General features: G+C 70.6%; 17 protein-coding genes and 3 pseudogenes. 9 read left to right on the top strand and 11 right to left on the bottom strand.

All coding sequences use genetic code 11. The features are described from left to right. A pseudogene (locus SACHA_RS24615) lies at window positions 1-342 on the bottom strand (chromosomal replication initiator protein DnaA); the annotation flags it as partial. Between the two features lie 650 nt (window positions 343-992). Between SACHA_RS24615 and rpmH the strand changes: the two are divergent. The 8 genes and pseudogenes from rpmH (at window position 993) to SACHA_RS0114945 (ending at window position 7,214) form a co-directional block, all read left to right on the top strand. Next, entirely contained in the window at window positions 993-1,136 is a 144-nt protein-coding gene (rpmH, locus tag SACHA_RS24025) for a 50S ribosomal protein L34 (protein WP_007023922.1), read from the top strand. Between the two features lie 42 nt (window positions 1,137-1,178). Then, window positions 1,179-1,577 carry a ribonuclease P protein component gene (gene rnpA / locus SACHA_RS0114980; RefSeq protein WP_019810990.1) on the top strand — a complete coding sequence of 133 codons (399 nt, stop codon included), beginning with the start codon at window positions 1,179-1,181 and terminating at the stop codon, window positions 1,575-1,577. Continuing rightward, window positions 1,574-1,915, top strand: a complete 342-nt coding sequence (yidD, locus tag SACHA_RS0114975) for a membrane protein insertion efficiency factor YidD (protein ID WP_019810989.1) — start codon at window positions 1,574-1,576, stop codon at window positions 1,913-1,915. Before rnpA ends, yidD begins: the two co-directional genes overlap by 4 nt. Before the next feature lie 4 nt (window positions 1,916-1,919). Then, a complete protein-coding gene (gene yidC, locus SACHA_RS0114970; RefSeq protein ID WP_019810988.1) occupies window positions 1,920-3,011 on the top strand; it encodes a membrane protein insertase YidC in 1,092 nt (363 codons plus the stop codon). 368 nt (window positions 3,012-3,379) lie between these two features. Then, window positions 3,380-3,922, top strand: a pseudogene (locus SACHA_RS0114965) (Jag family protein); the annotation flags it as partial. A 280-nt stretch (window positions 3,923-4,202) separates the two neighbouring features. Further along, a complete protein-coding gene (gene rsmG, locus SACHA_RS0114960) occupies window positions 4,203-5,039 on the top strand; it encodes a 16S rRNA (guanine(527)-N(7))-methyltransferase RsmG (protein ID WP_019810986.1) in 837 nt (278 codons plus the stop codon). Between the two features lie 169 nt (window positions 5,040-5,208). Then, entirely contained in the window at window positions 5,209-6,105 is an 897-nt protein-coding gene (locus SACHA_RS0114950; protein WP_019810984.1) for a ParA family protein, read from the top strand. Further along, a complete protein-coding gene (locus SACHA_RS0114945) occupies window positions 6,102-7,214 on the top strand; it encodes a ParB/RepB/Spo0J family partition protein (RefSeq protein ID WP_019810983.1) in 1,113 nt (370 codons plus the stop codon). The genes SACHA_RS0114950 and SACHA_RS0114945 overlap by 4 nt, the downstream gene beginning before the upstream one ends. 85 nt (window positions 7,215-7,299) lie before the next feature. On the opposite strand, the gene SACHA_RS0114940 is transcribed toward SACHA_RS0114945, so the two are convergent. Both SACHA_RS0114940 and SACHA_RS0114935 read right to left on the bottom strand, forming a co-directional pair. After that, the gene (locus SACHA_RS0114940) at window positions 7,300-8,250 is read right to left on the bottom strand and encodes a D-alanine--D-alanine ligase family protein (protein ID WP_028663217.1); all 951 of its coding nucleotides are present in this window, start codon (window positions 8,248-8,250) and stop codon (window positions 7,300-7,302) included. A 57-nt stretch (window positions 8,251-8,307) separates the two neighbouring features. Further along, complete coding sequence (locus SACHA_RS0114935; protein ID WP_028663216.1) at window positions 8,308-9,639, bottom strand: aminotransferase-like domain-containing protein; 1,332 nt, start codon at window positions 9,637-9,639, stop codon at window positions 8,308-8,310. 286 nt (window positions 9,640-9,925) lie between these two features. On the opposite strand from SACHA_RS0114935, the gene SACHA_RS0114930 reads away from it, so the two are divergent. Beyond that, window positions 9,926-10,561, top strand: coding sequence for a GNAT family N-acetyltransferase (locus SACHA_RS0114930; RefSeq protein ID WP_019810976.1), 636 nt, complete (start codon window positions 9,926-9,928; stop codon window positions 10,559-10,561). Between the two features lie 213 nt (window positions 10,562-10,774). On the opposite strand, the gene SACHA_RS0114925 is transcribed toward SACHA_RS0114930, so the two are convergent. From SACHA_RS0114925 to SACHA_RS22375, 8 genes and pseudogenes are all read right to left on the bottom strand, one after another. Beyond that, on the bottom strand, window positions 10,775-11,023 hold the full coding sequence (locus tag SACHA_RS0114925) for a GntR family transcriptional regulator (RefSeq protein ID WP_019810975.1): 249 nt from the start codon (window positions 11,021-11,023) through the stop codon (window positions 10,775-10,777). After that, complete coding sequence (locus tag SACHA_RS24020) at window positions 11,020-11,574, bottom strand: hypothetical protein (protein ID WP_019810974.1); 555 nt, start codon at window positions 11,572-11,574, stop codon at window positions 11,020-11,022. The genes SACHA_RS0114925 and SACHA_RS24020 overlap by 4 nt, the downstream gene beginning before the upstream one ends. Before the next feature lie 128 nt (window positions 11,575-11,702). Beyond that, window positions 11,703-12,929 carry a helix-turn-helix domain-containing protein gene (locus SACHA_RS0114915; protein ID WP_019810973.1) on the bottom strand — a complete coding sequence of 409 codons (1,227 nt, stop codon included), beginning with the start codon at window positions 12,927-12,929 and terminating at the stop codon, window positions 11,703-11,705. A 101-nt stretch (window positions 12,930-13,030) separates the two neighbouring features. Continuing rightward, a complete protein-coding gene (locus SACHA_RS0114910) occupies window positions 13,031-14,209 on the bottom strand; it encodes a helix-turn-helix domain-containing protein (protein WP_083935868.1) in 1,179 nt (392 codons plus the stop codon). A gap of 110 nt (window positions 14,210-14,319) precedes the next feature. Further along, complete coding sequence (locus SACHA_RS0114905; RefSeq protein WP_019810971.1) at window positions 14,320-15,480, bottom strand: N-acetylmuramoyl-L-alanine amidase; 1,161 nt, start codon at window positions 15,478-15,480, stop codon at window positions 14,320-14,322. Between the two features lie 240 nt (window positions 15,481-15,720). Then, on the bottom strand, window positions 15,721-16,044 hold the full coding sequence (gene trxA / locus SACHA_RS0114900; protein WP_019810970.1) for a thioredoxin: 324 nt from the start codon (window positions 16,042-16,044) through the stop codon (window positions 15,721-15,723). An 88-nt stretch (window positions 16,045-16,132) separates the two neighbouring features. After that, window positions 16,133-17,128, bottom strand: a complete 996-nt coding sequence (gene trxB, locus SACHA_RS0114895; protein ID WP_028663215.1) for a thioredoxin-disulfide reductase — start codon at window positions 17,126-17,128, stop codon at window positions 16,133-16,135. Between the two features lie 87 nt (window positions 17,129-17,215). After that, window positions 17,216-17,466: pseudogene (locus tag SACHA_RS22375) on the bottom strand (hypothetical protein); the annotation flags it as partial.

Raw genomic sequence — 17,466 nt, 5'->3', positions numbered from 1 at the left:
CGGGGAGCCGGCGGACGACTCCGCCGGGGCGTGCGTGGGAGCGGACTGCGCGGACGCCCCGGACCCCGCGGGCGCGTTCTCGGCCGCGTCGACCTTGACCGCGAGGGAGACGTCCCGCCCGAGGTGGCGGGACAGCGCCGAGGTGATCGGTTCGCGCAACGCGCGTTCGATCGCCTCCTTGGCGAAGTCACTGGGGGCGGCGAGCAGCGCGGTGCCGTCGAGCAGGCCGATCGGCCGGGTGACCCGCATCCATGCCCGCTGCTGAGGGGATAGCGTTCCGTCCGAGAGCTCGGCGACAACCTGTTCCCAGACGACCGCCAGGTTGAGTTGGTGCTCAGACACGCTGCTCTCGCTCCCCTCCCCTCGACGTCGTCACCGTCACGGCCCCGACACCACGACACCGATGCCGACGGCCGCGGCCGGCGGGACGGCGTCGCCCGGCGGGTCCGGGGACGGCGAGGGTCCCGGCGACGGCCCGGTGGAGCGTCCCGGCAGGTCGGCGTGATTACCTGCGCAGCAGGTATCCACATGGTTGTCCACAAGTGTGCATCAATGTACGCGCGCCCCGCGGGCCCCCCATCCCGTGGGATCACGGTTCGCCGATCGAAGTCTCCCACCCGCCGGGAACGTCCCTCGCCTCCCCGGCCGGTCACGCGAGAAGAGGCACGCTAGCAAGCCGCACGGGGTGCCACAAGGCGGCCTCGACGGTGAGGGTGCCATCCCGGAACGGACCTCGCCATCGATGGCCCCCGCAGGAGTGAGGTCCTGTGCCCGGTGGGGTGACACACCGTGATCTGCCCGGTCACACGGGTGATCGGGCGGCGTCCGGGCGGGTCCGGTGCCGGGGGTCGGTGTCGGTCCCGCCGGGGCCGATGCGTACCCTCGAAGGGTCTACCGCTGACAGCGGCGCCGTTCAGCCTGCCCGGCTTCCGCCGAGCACCTGAGCACACCAGACCGAAGACCGGACGCCCGAGACCAGGAGAGCGACAGCCGTGAGCAAGGGCAAGCGCACCTTCCAGCCGAACAACCGTCGACGCGCGCGGACCCACGGGTTCCGGCTGCGGATGCGTACGCGGGCGGGGCGGGCCGTTCTGGCCGCCCGTCGGCGTAAGGGCCGCAACCGGCTCGCCGCCTGACGCTCGCGTCCGGCTGCGACGACGAGTACGACGAGGCGCTGCGTGCTTCCCGCGGACGCTCGTCTCCGACACGGTGACCAGTTCCGCGCCGTGATGCGGGGCGGCGTCCGCGCCGGACGCCGCCGGCTGGTCGTGCATCTGCTTCCCGGGTACGGCGAGCGCACCCGCGCGGGTTTCGTCGTGAGCAAGGCCGTGGGCAACTCGGTCGTGCGGCACCGGGTGATCCGGCGGCTGCGGCATCTGGTGGCGGCGCGGCTCGGAACCCTGCCCGCGGGCAGTGCGTTGGTCGTGCGGGCGCTCCCGCCGGCCTCGTCGGCGAGCAGTGCCGAACTGGGTGTCGATCTCGACGCGGCGCTGCGACGGTTGGGTGGGCGCGCCACCTCCGGCCCGCCGGGCGGGCGTGGCCGGCCAGTCCGAACCAACGATGGATCACCGGCGTGAACGAACACGACACGGCCGACGTCAACCCGGCCGAGAGCCACGACCCGACACCGTCCACCGGGGCCGGCGGACCGACGCGGGTCGCGTGGGTCGTGTTGCTGCCCATCCGGTTCTACCGGCGATTCATCTCCCCCTATCTTCCCCCGATGTGTCGGTTCTATCCGAGCTGTAGCGCCTACGCGGCCGAGGCGTTGACGCGCCACGGCGCCGCCCGCGGCGGATACCTCGCGGTGCGCAGGTTGCTGCGCTGTGGCCCGTGGACACCTCCGGGACGAGACCCCGTGCCCGAGACGTTCAGTTTCCGGCACCAAGGCCCTGGTATGTCTACCGAGGAGTAGCTCAGTGCTCGACTTCATCTACTACCCGGTGTCGTTCATCCTCTGGATGTGGCACAAGGTCTTCGGTTTCGTCTTCGGTGACGACAATGCCATCGCCTGGGTCCTCGGCATCGTCTTCCTGACCTTCACCGTCCGCGGCATCCTGTTCAAGCCGTTCGTGAACCAGGTCCGGTCGATGAAGAAGATGCAGGACTTCGCGCCGGAGATCAAGAAGATCCAGAAGAAGTACGGCAACGACAAGCAGCGCCAGGCGCAGGAGATGCAGAAGCTCCAGCGCGAGCACGGGGTGAACCCGTTGGGCAGCTGCCTGCCGATTCTGCTGCAGATCCCGGTGTTCATCGGTCTGGTCAACGTCCTGCGGAACTTCGCGCCCGGGGCGGATTCGAACTACTACTTCGACGCCGCGGGTGTCGCGTCCTACACCAACGCCGAGCTCTTCGGTGTCAACCTCGGCGAGGCCATCCGGCACGTCGCCATGATGGGCGGGCCGGACATCGGCCCGGAGGGCTGGAACTGGTCCGTGGCCCCGGTGGCCTTCCCGTTGCTGATCGTCGCGAGTATCGCGACGCACTTCACCGCCCGGCACTCGGTGGCGCGGCAGAACCCGTCCTCGGCCACCCAGCAGACCGCGGTGATGAACAAGCTGACGCTGTACATCTTCCCGGTGGGTCTGTTGGTCTTCGGTGCCTTCCTGCCGGTCGGTATGTTGATCTACTTCCTCGCCAACAACGTCTGGACCCTGGGCCAGCAGCGGTTCGTCTACGGCCGGATCGACAAGGAGGAAGAGGCGAAGAAGGCCGAGGAGAAGGAGAAGCGGGACACGCTCGCTCCCAAGCCCGGTCAGAAGCCCCAGCCCGGTCAGAAGCCCCAGCAGCAGAAGCCGCAGCCGGGCCAGAAGCCGGCGCAGGGCTCCGGCAAGAAGCAGAGCAAGCAGGGCGGACAGTCCGGCGAGGGCAAATCGGGCGGGGGCGGATCCAACGGCACCTCGCCGAAGGGTGACAGCGGTGTCCGTGGCGGCGCCTGGGCGAAGAACGGCGGGAACCAGCCACGCCCGTCCGGCCAGGGCAAGAAGACACAGGGACGGAAGCGGCGCTGACCCGACGGGGCCGGCACCGTGCGCGGTGGGTGCGTCCACGGACCACCCGGCGAGACGGGAGTCGATCCTCACGCGGAGTCGACCGGATCGGCCCGACGCGGCCGGGTCGTCTCCCCCGGTCCCGCACCGGACCGGCGGAGACGGCGTGGCGCGAGGGCCGGGGCCGGCGCCGCAGCACAGCTGACGCGGGTTGAGAGGAGACGGACATGTCCGATACGGCCGGGGTGCTCGGCGCCGAGGAGAACGACCCCACGCCGGGGCAACCGGAGGAAACCTCCGGAGCGGGAGCACAGGACGAGAACACGGAGGATGTCGTCGACGACTCCGCGGACGCCCCTGAGAACGGTGCCGCGGAGCGGACGGCGGAGGACACCGCGGACACCGGAGGGGCCGACAGCGACGACGGTTCGACCGAGGGTGACGGGGAGCAGGCTCCCGACGACGACGGTGAGGATCTCCTCGTGCGCGAGGGGGACATCGCCGGGGACTATCTGGAGCGGTTGCTCGACATCCTCGACTACGACGGTGACATCGATCTGGACGTCGAGGCGGGCCGGGCGATCGTCAGCATCGACGGCGGAGACGATCTCGAACGCCTGGTCGGTCCCCGGGGAACGGCGCTCGAAGCGCTCCAGGAGCTGACCCGGCTGGCCGTGCAACAGGAGACCGGCACCCGGAGCAGGTTGATGCTCGACGTGGCGGGCTGGCGGTCCGACCGCCGGGAGGAACTGCGCGAGCTCGGCAGGAAGACCGCCGAGTCGGTCGCGGAATCGGGCGAACGGACCCGCCTGCAGCCGATGACGCCCTTCGAGCGCAAGATCGTGCACGATGCGGTCGCCGAGGTGGAGGGCGTCACGAGCGAGAGCGAAGGCGAGGAGCCGAAACGGAGGGTCGTCGTCCTGCCCGACTGAACGGCGGGTACGGCCACCTCAGGACGGCGCCGCATCAGGACGGCGCCACATCAGAACACGGACGGAATCGGACGAGCGGCCCGCCGGCGACCCGGCGGGCCGCTCGTCGTCGTATGGCTGTTCCACGTGAAACGGCGTAGGGCCGTTCCCTGTGCGAGACGGTAGGCGCGGCACGGGCCGGCCCGAGTCGGCCGGAGGGAGTGCCGTCCCGGACGCGGACCGTGATCGGGGAGAATCGGGCAGGCCGGGTTTCACGTGAAACGGCGTGGGAGGAGTGGCAGTGAACTCGCAACCGCCCGAGGGCGAGCCGACGCCGAGGGAGCCCGGTGACGGGACTCCCCCGCGACTCGACACACCGGAGTCGGCGCGGGCGGTCTTCGGTGACCGACTCGCGCTCGCCGAGCGTTTCGTGGGGCTCCTCAGCACCCACGGTGTCGAGCGTGGCTTGATCGGCCCACGCGAGCTGGACCGCCTCTGGGAACGGCATGTCCTCAACTCGGCGGTGCTCGCGGAGGCCGTCCCGGAGATGCCGAGCCCCGCCGGTGGCGAGGACGCCGGGCCGCGCGTGATCGACGTCGGGTCCGGGGCGGGCTTGCCCGGTGTGCCGCTCGCCCTCGCCCGGCCGGATATCGATATCGTGCTCCTCGAACCGATGGCGCGGCGGGTGGACTGGCTGGAGGAGGTCGCGGAGCGGCTCGGCCTGTCCGTCACGGTCGAACGGGGACGCGCCGAGGAGAAGGCGGTACGGGCGCGGCTCGGCGTCGCGGAGGTCGTGACCGCGCGGGCGGTGGCGCCTTTGGCGCGGCTGGCGGCGTGGTGTCTGCCGCTCGTGCGCGAGGGTGGCACGCTGCTGGCACTGAAGGGACGCAGCGCGGCCGACGAGATCGAGCGGGACCGGGACGCGGTATGTCGGGCAGGTGGGGGTGAGCCACGGATCGTGGAGTGCGGTGCGGGCGTTCTGGACACGCCGACGACCGTCGTCGCCATCGAGCGGGTCGCTCCGGCCCGGACGACACGACGTGCGCCGAAGCGGGACCGGACGACGCAGGCGGAGACCGAACGGGTGGAGTCGCGGAAATCGGGAGTTGCGCGGAGACGCAATTCGAGACGGCACTGAGAGGATTGGCCGAACGAATGAGCACGACCAGCACGACCGACGCGGCGGGCGCAGTGGGCTCGCCCGAGGCGCAGCGTTCCTTGTTCCACGTGAAACAGCGGGGGTCGGGGACGCGCTCCGGTGCGGGACAGGGCGGTGAATTCGTGACGACGAGGAAGGGTGGCCAGCGGTGAACACCACTCCCGAGACCGGTGTCGGCGGCACCCCGATCGCCGAGGAAGCGCTCCGGGCCGCGCGCGTACTGCATCCCGACGCGAACCTCATGCCCAGGCCGACCCGACGTCGTGTGCTCACCGTGGCGAACCAGAAGGGCGGCGTCGGCAAGACGACCAGCACGGTCAACCTCGCCGCCGGTCTCGCGCTCTACGGGGTGCGGACACTCGTGGTGGATCTCGACCCGCAGGGCAACGCCAGCACCGCGCTGGACGTCGATCACCGCTCCGGCACGCCCTCGGTGTACGAGATGCTCCTGGGCGAGGCGTCGGTCGTGGACGCGGCACAGACGAGCGGGCAGTCCGACCACCTGCTCTGTGTCCCCGCGACGATCGACCTGGCCGGTTCGGAGATCGAGCTGGTGTCGATGGCGTCGCGCGAGGCGCGGCTCAAGGAGGCGCTGACGGGCGAGGGGCTCGATCAGCTCGGCATCGACTACGTCTTCGTGGACTGTCCCCCGTCCCTCGGATTGCTCACGGTGAACGCCCTCGTGGCGGCGCACGAGGTGCTCATCCCGATCCAGTGCGAGTACTACGCGCTGGAAGGGCTGGGGCAACTGCTCAACAACATCGAGCTGGTCCAGCGGCACCTGAACCAGGAGCTGACCGTGTCCACGATCCTGCTCACCATGTACGACGGCCGGACGAAGCTGGCCGATCAGGTGACCCAGGAGGTTCGCAGGCACTTCGGGGACGTCGTGCTCGACACGATCATCCCGCGCAGCGTGAAGGTCTCGGAGGCGCCGGGCTACGGCCAGACGGTACTCGGCTACGACCCGGGATCGCGCGGCGCGATGAGTTATGTGGACGCGGCTCGGGAGATCGCCGACCGCGGAGCGAAGGAGCGACAATGAGCGAGCGGAGAGGTGGCCTCGGCCGGGGTCTGGCCGCGCTGATCCCGACCGGACCGGTCGAGCCCGCCGACGGCACGGAGCCGCAGCAGGACCGTCCGGGCGGAGCGGATCGCGGAGACGCCGGAGGGACGGGATCCGGGGGCGTCCGCACGAACGGGCGTGGCGGGACGGTGGCCGCGCGAGCCGGTTCGGACGGCGACACGGGATGGTTCGCGGCGAACGACACGGTGACCCCGCACGGCGGCGAGGTCGCCGGTGCCGTCTACCGCGAGATCCCGGTCGAGGCCATCAAGTCCAACCCGAAACAGCCGCGTCAGGTCTTCGACGAGGACGCGCTTGCGGAGTTGGAGCACTCGATCCGTGAGTTCGGGCTGATGCAACCCATCGTCGTGCGCGTGCTCGGGGACAACGAGTTCGAACTCGTCATGGGTGAGCGTCGGTTGCGTGCGGCGCAGCAGGCCGAGCTGGAACTCATCCCCGCCATCGTGCGCAACACCTCCGACGAGGCGATGCTGCGGGACGCCCTGCTGGAGAACATCCACCGGGTCCAGCTCAACCCGCTCGAAGAGGCGGCCGCATACCAGCAGTTGCTCGACGAGTTCGGCGTCACCCACGACGAACTCGCCTCCCGCATCGGGCGGAGCCGCCCGGTGATCACGAACACGATCCGCCTGCTCCGCCTCCCCCTGCCGGTGCAGCGGCGGGTCGCGGCGAACGTCCTCTCCGCGGGGCACGCCCGTGCCCTCCTGTCGGTGGACGACCCGGATCGCCAGGAGGAGCTCGCCACCCGGATCGTCGCCGAGGGGTTGTCGGTCCGCGCGACCGAGGAGGCAGTGACGCTCTCGAAGGGTGACTCGAAGCCGAAGCCGAAGCAGACCGAACGCAAGCCGATGACGATGCCGGGCGTCGACGGACTGGCCGAACGCCTGTCGGACGCGTTCGACACCCGGGTCAAGGTCGACGTCGGCAAGCGCAAGGGGCGGATCGTGGTCGAGTTCGGCTCCCCGGACGACCTGGAGCGGATCGTCACGATGATGGCCCCCGGTCACGCCCAGCGGATCCGGGCGGCCAAACAGGGCATTTCGGACACCGAAGACGACGACCGATGACACCGGCCTGATTCGTCACGGTGACGGTCCGCGCACGTAGGTGCGGCCGCCGACCGGGCCGACGGATCAGGCCGGTGGCGGCCGGTCAGGTCCCCCGCCGCACCGCGCGCTCGACGAGGTCGGTGAACACCACGCCCAGTGATGTGCCCGCGGCCTCCATCGCCATCGGCACGGTGGAGGTCTCGGTCAGCCCGGGCGACGAGTTCACTTCGAGGAAGTGCACGCTGCCGTCGGCCGCCACGATTGCGTCGGTGCGCGAGATGTCGCGCAGCCCGAGCAACCGGTGCGCGCCGACGGCGAGGTCGCCGACCGCCTTCGCCGTCTCGTCGCTCAGTCGCGCCGGGGCGAAGAAGTCGGTGAGCCCGGCGGTGTAGCGGGCGGTGTAGTCGTAGACGCCGCCCTCCGGCACGATCTCGACCGCGGGCAGCGCCTCCGGTCCGCCGTCCCGCTCGACGACGGTCACCGCGACCTCCACGCCGTCGACGAACCGCTCGGCGAGCACGGCGTCCCCGTACGCGAAGCTGCCGACCATCGCGGCGGGCAGCCCGCCGGCCTCGCGCACCACCTGTGCGCCGAGTGCCGATCCGCCCTGGTCGGGCTTGAGGATGAGCGGCAGGCCCAGCGTGTCCACCATCGCGTCGAGCACCGTCTGTGCGCCGAGTTCGCGGAACGTGCTGTGCGGCAGTGCCACCCAGTCCGGCGTGGTGTGGTCGTGCTCGGCCACGAGCGCCTTGGCGATCGGTTTGTCCCACGCCCGCCGGCAGCCCTCGGAGCTGGTGCCGACGAACGGCACGCCCAGCATCTCCAGCACCGTCTGCACCGACCCGTTCTCGCCTTCACCGCCGTGCAGGGCGATGATCGCCGCGTCGGGGCGTTCGTCCCGGAGGCGGGACAGCAGGCTCGCGTCGGTGTCCCACTCCTGCACCGTCAGTCCCTGCTCGCGCAGCGCGACGGACAACCTGCGGCCCGACCGCAGCGAGATGTCCCGTTCGTGCGACAGGCCGCCGGCGAGCACGGCGACAGTACCTTCGGCCAACGCGGGTCTCCTCGAAGTCGTGATGCTGGTGTGGCGCCCGGCCCGGTGGGTCCGGACTCAGGCCGTGTTCGGCCCGGGTGACTGCGGCCCGGACACCGTGCGCGTGGTGACGCTGCCGAAGGTGCGCTGCAGCTCCCGTTCCGATTCCATCACCCCGGTGAGCCTGCGCACCCCCTCGTGGATGCGGTCCGGTGTCGGGTAGCAGAACGACAGCCGCATCTGGCGGCTGCCGAGCCCGTCGGTGTAGAAGCCGGTGCCCGAGGCGTAGGCGACGCGGGCGGCGACGGCTCTCGGGAGCATCGCCTTCGTGTCGATCCCGTCCGGCACCGTCACCCACACGAAGAAGCCGCCCTCCGGGTGCGTCCACGTGACCCCGGGGGGCATGTGCTGCCGGAGCGCGGAGATCATCGCGTCCCGGCGTTCCCGGTAGTTCTCCCGGAAGCTCTTGATCTGGCCCTTCCAGTCGTGGGTGGACAGATACTTGGAGACGACGAGCTGGTTCAGCGTGGGCGGGCACAGGGTGGCGGACTCGGCGGCGAGCACCAGCTTCTCGCGCACCGCGTGCGGCGCGAGCACCCAGCCGACGCGCAACCCGGAGGCGAAGGTCTTGGAGAACGAGCCCAGGTAGATGACGTTGTCCGGGTCCATCGACCGCAGCGGCGGGTAGGTCTGGCCGTCGAAGGCGAGCAGACCGTAGGGATTGTCCTCGACCACCATGACGTCGTGGGCGCGGCAGATCTCCAGGATCTCCGCGCGCCGCTCGGTGGCCAGGGTGACGCCCGCGGGATTGTGGAAGTTCGGGATCGTGTAGAGGAACTTCACCGTGCGACCCCGCCGCCCGCACTCGGCGAGCGCCTCGCGGAGCGCGTCCGGGACGAGCCCGTCGTCGTCCATCGTCACGTGGAGCACGTTCGCCTCGTAGGCGGAGAACGAGCCGAGCGCACCGACGTACGACGGCCCCTCGGCGAGGACGACGTCGCCGGGGTCGCAGAACAGCCGGGTCACCATGTCCAGCGCCATCTGCGAGCCGACGGTGACGACGATGTCGTCGGGGTGCGCGGAGATCCCCTCCACCGCCATGACGTCGCAGATCTGCTCACGCAGCGTGGGCACGCCCTGTGCGGAGCCGTACTGGAGAGCCACCATGCCCTCCTGCGAGATGACCTCGGCCATCTGCTCGGACAGCGACTCCAGCGGCAGCGCGGCGAGGTTCGGCATCCCGCCCGCGAGCGAGACCACTTCGGGCCTGCTCGCGACCGCGAACAACGCCCGGATCTCCGAGGCCGTCATGCCCGAGGTGCGCGCGGCGTAACGGTCGAGGTGCGGATCGAGGTTCTGGCGGCCCGGCTCGGACCCTGGTCGATGCTCGGGAGGCTCGGATGCAGTCATCGCACACGCTCTCGTCTGCTTCGGCGCCCACTGGGCGGCGCTTGCTGTTGCCGGGTTCCTCGCGTGTCCTGGTCGATGGTGTCGTCAGACCCGTGTCGAGGGAGGCCGTGGCCGGGTGTACCGGCAGTGGGACCCACCCGAGTGTAACGTCCGTCCCCGCGGGCATTCCCGCTCTTGGCGGGGCTTATCACACCGCCATAAGATCGAAATGTGGCTTTCCGGCCGCCGCGCCCGAGATGCGCGCCGGTTCCACCACAGGCGGGATGACGTGTGTCGGGGAGGTTCGGTGTCACGAAGCGTCGAGGGCATCACCCTGGACAACCTGGAGCGGCTGCCGCTCGGTTGTCGTCGGTGCGTGTACTGGGAGTTGGCCCCACACCTGCGGGAGGAGGCCGAGCAGTTCGGCGAGACCGAGGTCGAGAAGGAGGCCTGGATCTCGTCCGTGCTGCTGGAGTGGGGCTCCTGTGGACGGGTGGTGTTCCACGGGGACGACCCCGTCGGCTTCGTCCTCTACGCCCCGCCGAACGCGGTGCCCCGGGCCGGCGCGTTCCCCACCTCTCCCCCGGGCGCCGACGCGATCCTGCTCACGGCGTTTCACGTGCAACAGGAGTTCCGCGGATCCGGGATCGGCCGTGCCCTGGTGCAGGCCACGGTGCAGGACCTCACCCGCCGTGGGGTGCGGGCCGTGGAGGCGTTCGGCGACGCGCAGCCGGACACCGACGACGAGCAGCATGTCTGCGTGGTCCCCGCCGCGTTCCTGCGCGCTGTCGGGTTCAAGACCGTCGCCCCGCACACCCGGTGGCCCCGCCTGCGTATGGAGCTGCGTTCCGGCCTGTCCTGGAAGGCCGACGTCGAAGCCGCCCTGGAACGCCTCCTCGACGAGGTCGCCGTCACCGCCACCCCGAGCGTCACCCGCGCCTGAGGTGCGTGGGGGTGTTGCCGTGAAGGACTCCTTCCCTGCATTGCGCGCAGTGAAGGGGTCCTTCACGGCACACCGGGAACGCCAGGGGCGCCGCGACGTCCACAGGGTGCTGTGGACAACTTGGTCTGGTTGTCCACAGGCCTGTGCACAGGCGGGTGGGTTGTCCACAGCATGGCGCCGGTGGGGGACGGACCGCTGGTGAGGCGCTGATCCTCAGCGGAGGTAGGTGCCTTTGCCGGGGAGGGTGCGGGTGGTACCGCGCTCGGTCAGCAGGCGCACCGCGCGGTCGACGGTGGCGACCGAGACGCCGTAGTCCCGCGCCAGGTGTCCCCGGTTGGGCAGCTGCCGGCCGAACTCGCCCCGGTCGATGCGCGCGGCGAGGTGGTCGGCGACCCGGCGCCAGAGGTACTCCGGCCGGTCGGTACGGAGCGGGAACCGGCCCCCGCAATCGGTTGCGCTCACGCTCCGCCACCGTCCCCGGGATCGTCGGCCGTCATCCGCCGCCCCAGTTCGCACACGTCCAGCCCGACCCGGCGGATCGCACGCCGGTCTTCCGGCGCCGCCTCGTCGAGATGCACGAGCGCACCGATCACCTCGTACCAGCGCCTCCGCAGGTTCGTCCCGGCGTCGTCCGTGCCTTCGGCGCCGTCCGCCCGGCAGCATTCCAGGACACCCCGGCCGCGATCGTGGACGACCTCACCCGCCTCCCCGCCGCACATCTCGGCGAGACACTCCTCCAGCACGGCCCAGTGACCGGGGGCGAGCCTGCCGGGCGGAGGTGTCCGCGCGGCGTGGCCACCGCTGCCGCCCGGCAGCACCGGAGGTCCGCCCAGCTCCGCCGCCCTGTCCCGGAATGCACCGGCCAGCTCGGACAACAGCGACCCGATCTCACTCAGCCTTGTCGCAGGCAACTGTCCGCCGTCCTGTTCCGCCATGAGCTCGCAGACCACCGCACCGAGCCCCCGGTTCACCCGCGCGGCACGGGCGAGCAGCTCACGGTCACGTTCGATCATCGCGTCGCCTCCCCGGCGGCGCGGCCGTTCGCTCTGTTCGACATGGCGGAGACGCTAGAGTCGTCGAATCGAACTGCCGGGGACAGCTCGTCCCCTCACCCGTTGGAGTAAACGGGTTGCTCGGTAGCTCAACCCGCAACGCCGACGCGGTGGGACAGGTCGCGTACGTCGTCGGCCAGACCGGTGGGCGGTCGTCGGTTGAGGTCGAGCAGCATGTCGCGGGCGAAGCCGTTGTACCGGATCGTCTCCGGTGCCGTGCGTTCGGATCGGTGCAGAAGCGCCCAGGCCGCGTGCCGTTCGTCCCGTTGTCGGTGTGCCCGTGCGACCTCGATGAGGTGTCGGCTCCTGCGGGGAAGCGACGGGATGTCCTGCGCGTGTACGCGGTCGGCCGCGCGGAGCGCTTCGCCGGGGCGACCGAGTTCGACGTGCAACGTCACCGCGTGGGCACCCAGGACGGCACGGGAGAAGCTGGACTGCAGATGCCGGTAGCCGGGTTCGAGCGTGTGGACGATGTGCTCCGCGCGCTCCCAGTGCGCCCATGCCTCGCCGTGTCGACCGCGGCGGGCGTGCAGGTATGCGATCTCGGCCTCCAACGCTCCCGTGATTCCGTGCCAGTCCGGCGGGGCCGTGTCGAGATGCGGTGCCAGCAGCGCGATCGCGCTGTGGGCGAGGTGCAGCGCCTCGTCCCAGCGTCCCGTCTCCCGGAGAACCTGGACCATTGTCCAGACCCCGCCCGCGGTCACGTACGGGTCGTCGGCCTCCTGGCCCTCGGTGACCGCCCGATCGGCGACGAGCCAGACAAGCTCCGGTGCCGGCAGATGGGCGACGTAGAAATCCGCGAGCTGGTAGACGCCGGACAGCAGTCGGCGTGCGTGCCGTCGCCGGTCGTCCGAGGCCGCCCGTGCGGTGTTCCGCGCATCCCGGATCAGCGCGGGCAACAACTGCCCGAGCCGGGTGCGGTGGTCCGGGGACGAGTGCCGCACCTGCCAGGCCTGCGTGAGCCGCACTTCGAGGTGGTCGAGACTCTGCGGTTGTTCCGTTGGTCCGAGCGGATACTCGGTCAACGCGGTCTGAACCTCGGGGAGTGCGGGATGCGAGGCACCCGCGAACATGTCCACCGACACACCGTGCCCGTTCCCGGTGAGCTGGGAAAGATCGGAGATCTCCAGGGCCCAGGCGATCTTGAGCAGCATCGCCAGTTTCGGGGTTCGGAGCCGTCCGGTTTCGACCGCCTTGACCCAGTCGGCGGAGCGGCCGACGAGTCCCCCCAGAACCGGGCGCGACATTCCCGCACGCTCGCGGGCGTAGCGGACACGCTGACCGACGACAAAGTCGGGTTCGGATCGCGCGGTCATCGCCCACTCCTCTGCTCGGACACGGAGCCAACCTCCGGCTTCGGCCCGCGAGATTACCGAGAGAAAGTGATCGACTCCATGACGTCGAAGCGGAAGCCCGCTTACACCGGCAACCCGGAGCGGTAGGCCATGCCGTGGAGTTCACGGCGGGCACTCTCGCTCCTGGTCTTCGTGAGCAGTTCGGTGAGGACCGTTCGCAGGGAGGGCTGTCGCTGAATGCGGGCGGGAGAAAGGCGTTCCGCTTCACGCAGCATGCGCACCGCGGTATCCCGGTGGCGCGGGACGCGAGCCAGCGCACGGCCGTAGTCCCGGTAGTAGGCGGCCCTGCGGGTCGTCGCCGGGAGCGCCGAAGGGTCGATTTGCTCGGCGATACGGACGGCCCGGGCGTGCTCACCGCATTCCAGCGCGACCGACAGTTGCCACACTCCCACATTGGCCGGACCGAAGCCGAACCAGAACGCATTGCCCTCACCGGTGAACGCGGCGAGGTCGGTGGCCCGGTCGAGGGCGGCCTGCTGTTGCGCGTCCCGGCCTTGGGTGGCCGCGAGCAGTGACGAGGCCAGGGTGAGCATCCCGGACATCTGCCGGGCACCGGATGTGGCCGTGCCCGGATCCGACGAGGTCAGGACCTGCTCCATGAGGTCGAGACCACCCGCGCCGAGCAGCGCGAAGGCGTTGCCGAACGCGCTGATCGCCGTAAAGGTCGGCTCGTCCAGACGCTCGGCGGCGACCCGGGCGAGCGTGGCGGCCTGCCAGGCGAGGTCCTGTTGTGCCCCCACATCACACAACCACGCCTGCGTTCCCTGCACGTGGGTCAGCACGGCGAGTCGCAGGAGCTCCCACTCGTCCCGGCCGGCCCGGAGGCTGGCGTGCAGGTCGTGGATCAGCCCCGGGAGGTGGTCACCGACGAGCGCGTGGTCGCAGTTCCGCTGTGCGGTGAGCACCTCGGCGACTCTCGTCCGGAGCGCTTCGACCGGTTGCCGGACTCCGTTCGGCGCCTGCATCCCGACCGACAGCAACGCGAGTCGCACCTCGATGAGTGCCCGTTCCTCCCCGGCCGGTCCGATCTCGGCGACCGTGTTCTGGGCGAGTTCGCTGGGTGCGACGTCCAGCGCATCCGCGAGGGCCACGATGAGCGACCGCCGGTCGAGCGCACGGTCACCGGACTCCAGACGGGACAGGTACGACGGTGAGATGCCCGCGAGCCCGGCCACGACGGCGAGGGACTTGCCCCGCGCATGCCGTAATCGACGCAACGTCTGCCCGAGAGTCGGGGTCATTTCCGCAGCGTACCGGCTCGGCTATGGGTCCGGCCCTACTCCGTTGGTGCCACGTCCGGATCGGACCGGGTCGCACGGCGCAGGCGTGCGGCGGGGCCCTCCGCCCGTGCTCAGTCGTGGCCGGCGGAGACCTCGGTGAGTTCGTGGGCCAGGACGTCGGCGAAGGTGAATGTGCCCGTGGGCTGGTCGTTCTCGCCGAGCAGGTACAACCGCTTGACCGCCACGAGCAGACCCTCCGCCACCACGTCGCGGAACCCGGGGTCGGAGAGCCGGGCGCGGTCCCCGGCGTTGGTGAGGTAGCCGATCTCCACCCGCACCGCGGGGCAGCGGGTGCGGGTGAAGATGTCCCACGTCCTCGGGTGGGTGTGGCAGTCCCGCATCCCGGTGCGCACGGCCAGTTCGCGCTGGATGTAACCGGCCAGCAGTTCCCCCACCGTCGAGGTGGTGCCGTTGCCGGTGCCGAAGTGGAAGCTCGCCACGCCCTCCGCCTGGGCGGAGCGGTTGCCGTCCGAGTGCAGCGACAGGAACAGGTCCGCGCCCGCGTCGTTGGCGAACTGCGCCCGCTGGCTCTCCGACGGACTGTGCGCGGGCCCGCGGGAGATGAGCGCCTCCATCCCGGTGGCCTTCATCCGGCCCTCCAGCCTGCGCGCCAGGTCCCAGGCGACCTCGGACTCGCTCACCCCGTGGGCGGACACGCCCAGGTCCGGGCCACCGTGGCCGGGGTCGATGACGATGCGCTTGCCGCGCAGGCGGGGACCGGAACGCCGCACCTGTTCCCGCTCCCGCAGGAACACCGGCCGGCCACCACGCGCACGCGGCGACAGCTGCCGCAACGCCCGCACAGTCGCCGGACCGCAGATCCCGTCCACCACGAGTCCGTAGTCCCGCTGGAAGTTCTTCAGTGCCCGCTCGGTCTGCGGGCCGAAGCCGCCGTCCGGGCGGCCCGCGTCGAAGCCCAGCTCGGTGAGCCGCTCCTGGAGGGCGAAGACGTCGTCCCCGTGGACCGGGGACGACACGAGATAGGCGAGCGGCCTGCTGCCCAGGTGGTAGGTCGAGCCCCGCAGCGCACGGTAGGTGGCCGGGCCGACGACCCCGTCGGTGATCAGGCCGCGGCGCTGCTGGAAGGCCCGGACGGCGTGTTCGACGTCCAGGTCGAAGGAGGCTCCGTGTCCGTTGGTCTCGCCACCGGACGTGAGCAGGTCCAGTGCCGAGAGCATTGATTTGATCTCGGCGACCTCCGGTCCGGTGTCGCCGCGGCGGAGTACCCGCATGCACCCCTCGCTTTTCCTCGGGCACCAGGTGCGTTCGTGTGGGGACTGTGCGTGAGGGCCGGTGCGTAGGCCTGCGGTCCCTATTGTGCCCTGCCGGGTCCGTACCGATGCGGAGGGCTGCTCCCGTTTGTCACCCACAAGGAGGTATCGGGACGAAAAAACCCGGAAGCGCGGGTGACCTGCGCTTCCGGGTTCTTCGCGACCCGGTCCGAAGGACCGGACGGGTTCAGAGCACGAGGCTCAGAGGACGTCCGAGAGGTCCGAGAGCAGTGCCGCCTTCGGCTTGGCGCCCTGGATCTGCTTCACGGCCTTGCCGTCCCGGAACAGGATCAGCGTCGGGATCGACATGACCTGGTAGTCCCGGGCCGTGTTGGGGTTCTGGTCGACGTCGAGCTTGGCCACGCGCAGCTTGTCGCCGTACTCCGAGGCGATCTCCTCCAGCACGGGCGCGACCATCTTGCACGGTCCGCACCAGGTGGCCCAGAAGTCCACGAGCACGGGCTTGTCGGCCCCGAGGACCTCGTCGGTGAAGTTGTTGTCGGTCACCTGCACGGTGTCGGTCATTGTCACTCCTGTCTCGTCACTCGACACGGTTACCGTCGGTCGGCACCGTCGGTCTGGGTGGGATTGTCCGGCCGGTCCGGTACGGAGGTCAGTGGCTCGGGCCGTACCCACCGCCGACCAGCGCCGGGTCCTCGCTGGCCTCGGCGACGTCCTCGTGTTCGGCCAGCCAGCGTTCGGCGTCGATCGCCGCCGAGCAGCCCGTGCCCGCCGCGGTGACGGCCTGACGGTAGGTCCGGTCCACGAGGTCGCCCGCGGCGAAGACCCCCTCGATGTTGGTGTGGGTGCCGCGCCCGGAGGTCAGCACGTACCCCTCGTCGTCCAGGTCCACCTGGCCGCGCACCAGTTCACTGCGGGGGTCGTGCCCGATCGCGAGGAAGAAGCCGGTGACGTCCTTCGTCGACTCCTCGCCGGTCACGGTGTCGACCAGCTTGAGGCCGCTCACCTTGCCGTTGTCCCCGAGCACCTCGGTGACCTGCGAGTTCAGCTGCCACCGTATCTTCTCGTTCTGCTGCGCCCGGCGCAGCATGATCTTCGAGGCGCGGAACTCCTCGCGGCGGTGGATGATGGTGACGGTGCGGGCGAACTTCGTCAGGAAGGTCGCCTCCTCCATCGCGGAGTCGCCCCCACCGACCACGGCGATGTCCTGGTCGCGGAAGAAGAAGCCGTCGCAGGTGGCGCAGGACGACACGCCGTGGCCGAGCAGTTCCTGCTCGCCGGGCACGCCGAGGTAGCGGGGCGAGGCCCCCATCGCGAGCACGACCGCGTGCGCCGCGTAACGCTGCCCGTGCGCGGTCACGTACTTGACCGGGCCGGTCAGGTCGAGCGCCTCGACGTCGGCCTGCTGCAGTTCGCCGCCGAAGGCCTTGGCCTGCTCGCGCATCTCGTCCATCAGCTCGGGGCCCTGGATGCCCGACCGAAACCCCGGGTAGTTCTCCACCTCCGTGGTGGTCATCAGCGCACCACCGAACTGGGTGCCCTCGAACACCAGCGGGGCGAGCTGGGCCCGCGCGGCGTACACCGCGGCCGTGTACCCGGCCGGCCCCGACCCCACGATGATGAGGTTCCGAATATCCTCTCCTGCCACCAGCGACCTCCGCTTCGACGAAAACCTGCGTCACCCCGTCCCAACACGATCGTAGGCGCGGGTGTTCCCGGCGGGCAGAAGCGCCGGTCAGCCGCCCGTGCCGCCCACCGTGGTGTCCATGAGCAGGCCGGATTCGCCGGATCCGCAGTCGGCCGGGAGCGCGACCAGGCGGAACTGTGCGAGCTCGCCGGTGGTGTAGAGCACGAGGACGGACTCCCGGCCGTCCACGGTGGCGGGCCGCACGCCCGCCGTGTCCCGGTCCGGGTCGAGGCCGTTCGCCGCGAGGCAGGCGTCCAACCGCGCCTCGCTGCCGAGCGGGCCGAAGTCGCGGACGCCGT

This window comes from Saccharomonospora halophila 8 (assembly GCF_000383775.1).
GTDB lineage: Bacteria > Actinomycetota > Actinomycetes > Mycobacteriales > Pseudonocardiaceae > Saccharomonospora > Saccharomonospora halophila.
The sequence above is the reverse complement of the archived record's forward strand: the minus strand, read 5'-3'. Positions and strand labels throughout refer to the sequence as shown.

Coding starts and splice junctions, on each gene's coding strand:
- SACHA_RS0114915 (WP_019810973.1), bottom strand. CDS start 12,929: ATGACCGCGCGATCCGAACCCGACTTTGTCGTCGGTCAGCGTGTCCGC.
- trxA (WP_019810970.1), bottom strand. CDS start 16,044: ATGACCGACACCGTGCAGGTGACCGACAACAACTTCACCGACGAGGTC.
- SACHA_RS0114905 (WP_019810971.1), bottom strand. CDS start 15,480: ATGCGGGTACTCCGCCGCGGCGACACCGGACCGGAGGTCGCCGAGATC.
- SACHA_RS24020 (WP_019810974.1), bottom strand. CDS start 11,574: ATGATCGAACGTGACCGTGAGCTGCTCGCCCGTGCCGCGCGGGTGAAC.
- SACHA_RS0114910 (WP_083935868.1), bottom strand. CDS start 14,209: ATGACCCCGACTCTCGGGCAGACGTTGCGTCGATTACGGCATGCGCGG.
- SACHA_RS0114945 (WP_019810983.1), top strand. CDS start 6,102: ATGAGCGAGCGGAGAGGTGGCCTCGGCCGGGGTCTGGCCGCGCTGATC.
- SACHA_RS0114935 (WP_028663216.1), bottom strand. CDS start 9,639: ATGACTGCATCCGAGCCTCCCGAGCATCGACCAGGGTCCGAGCCGGGC.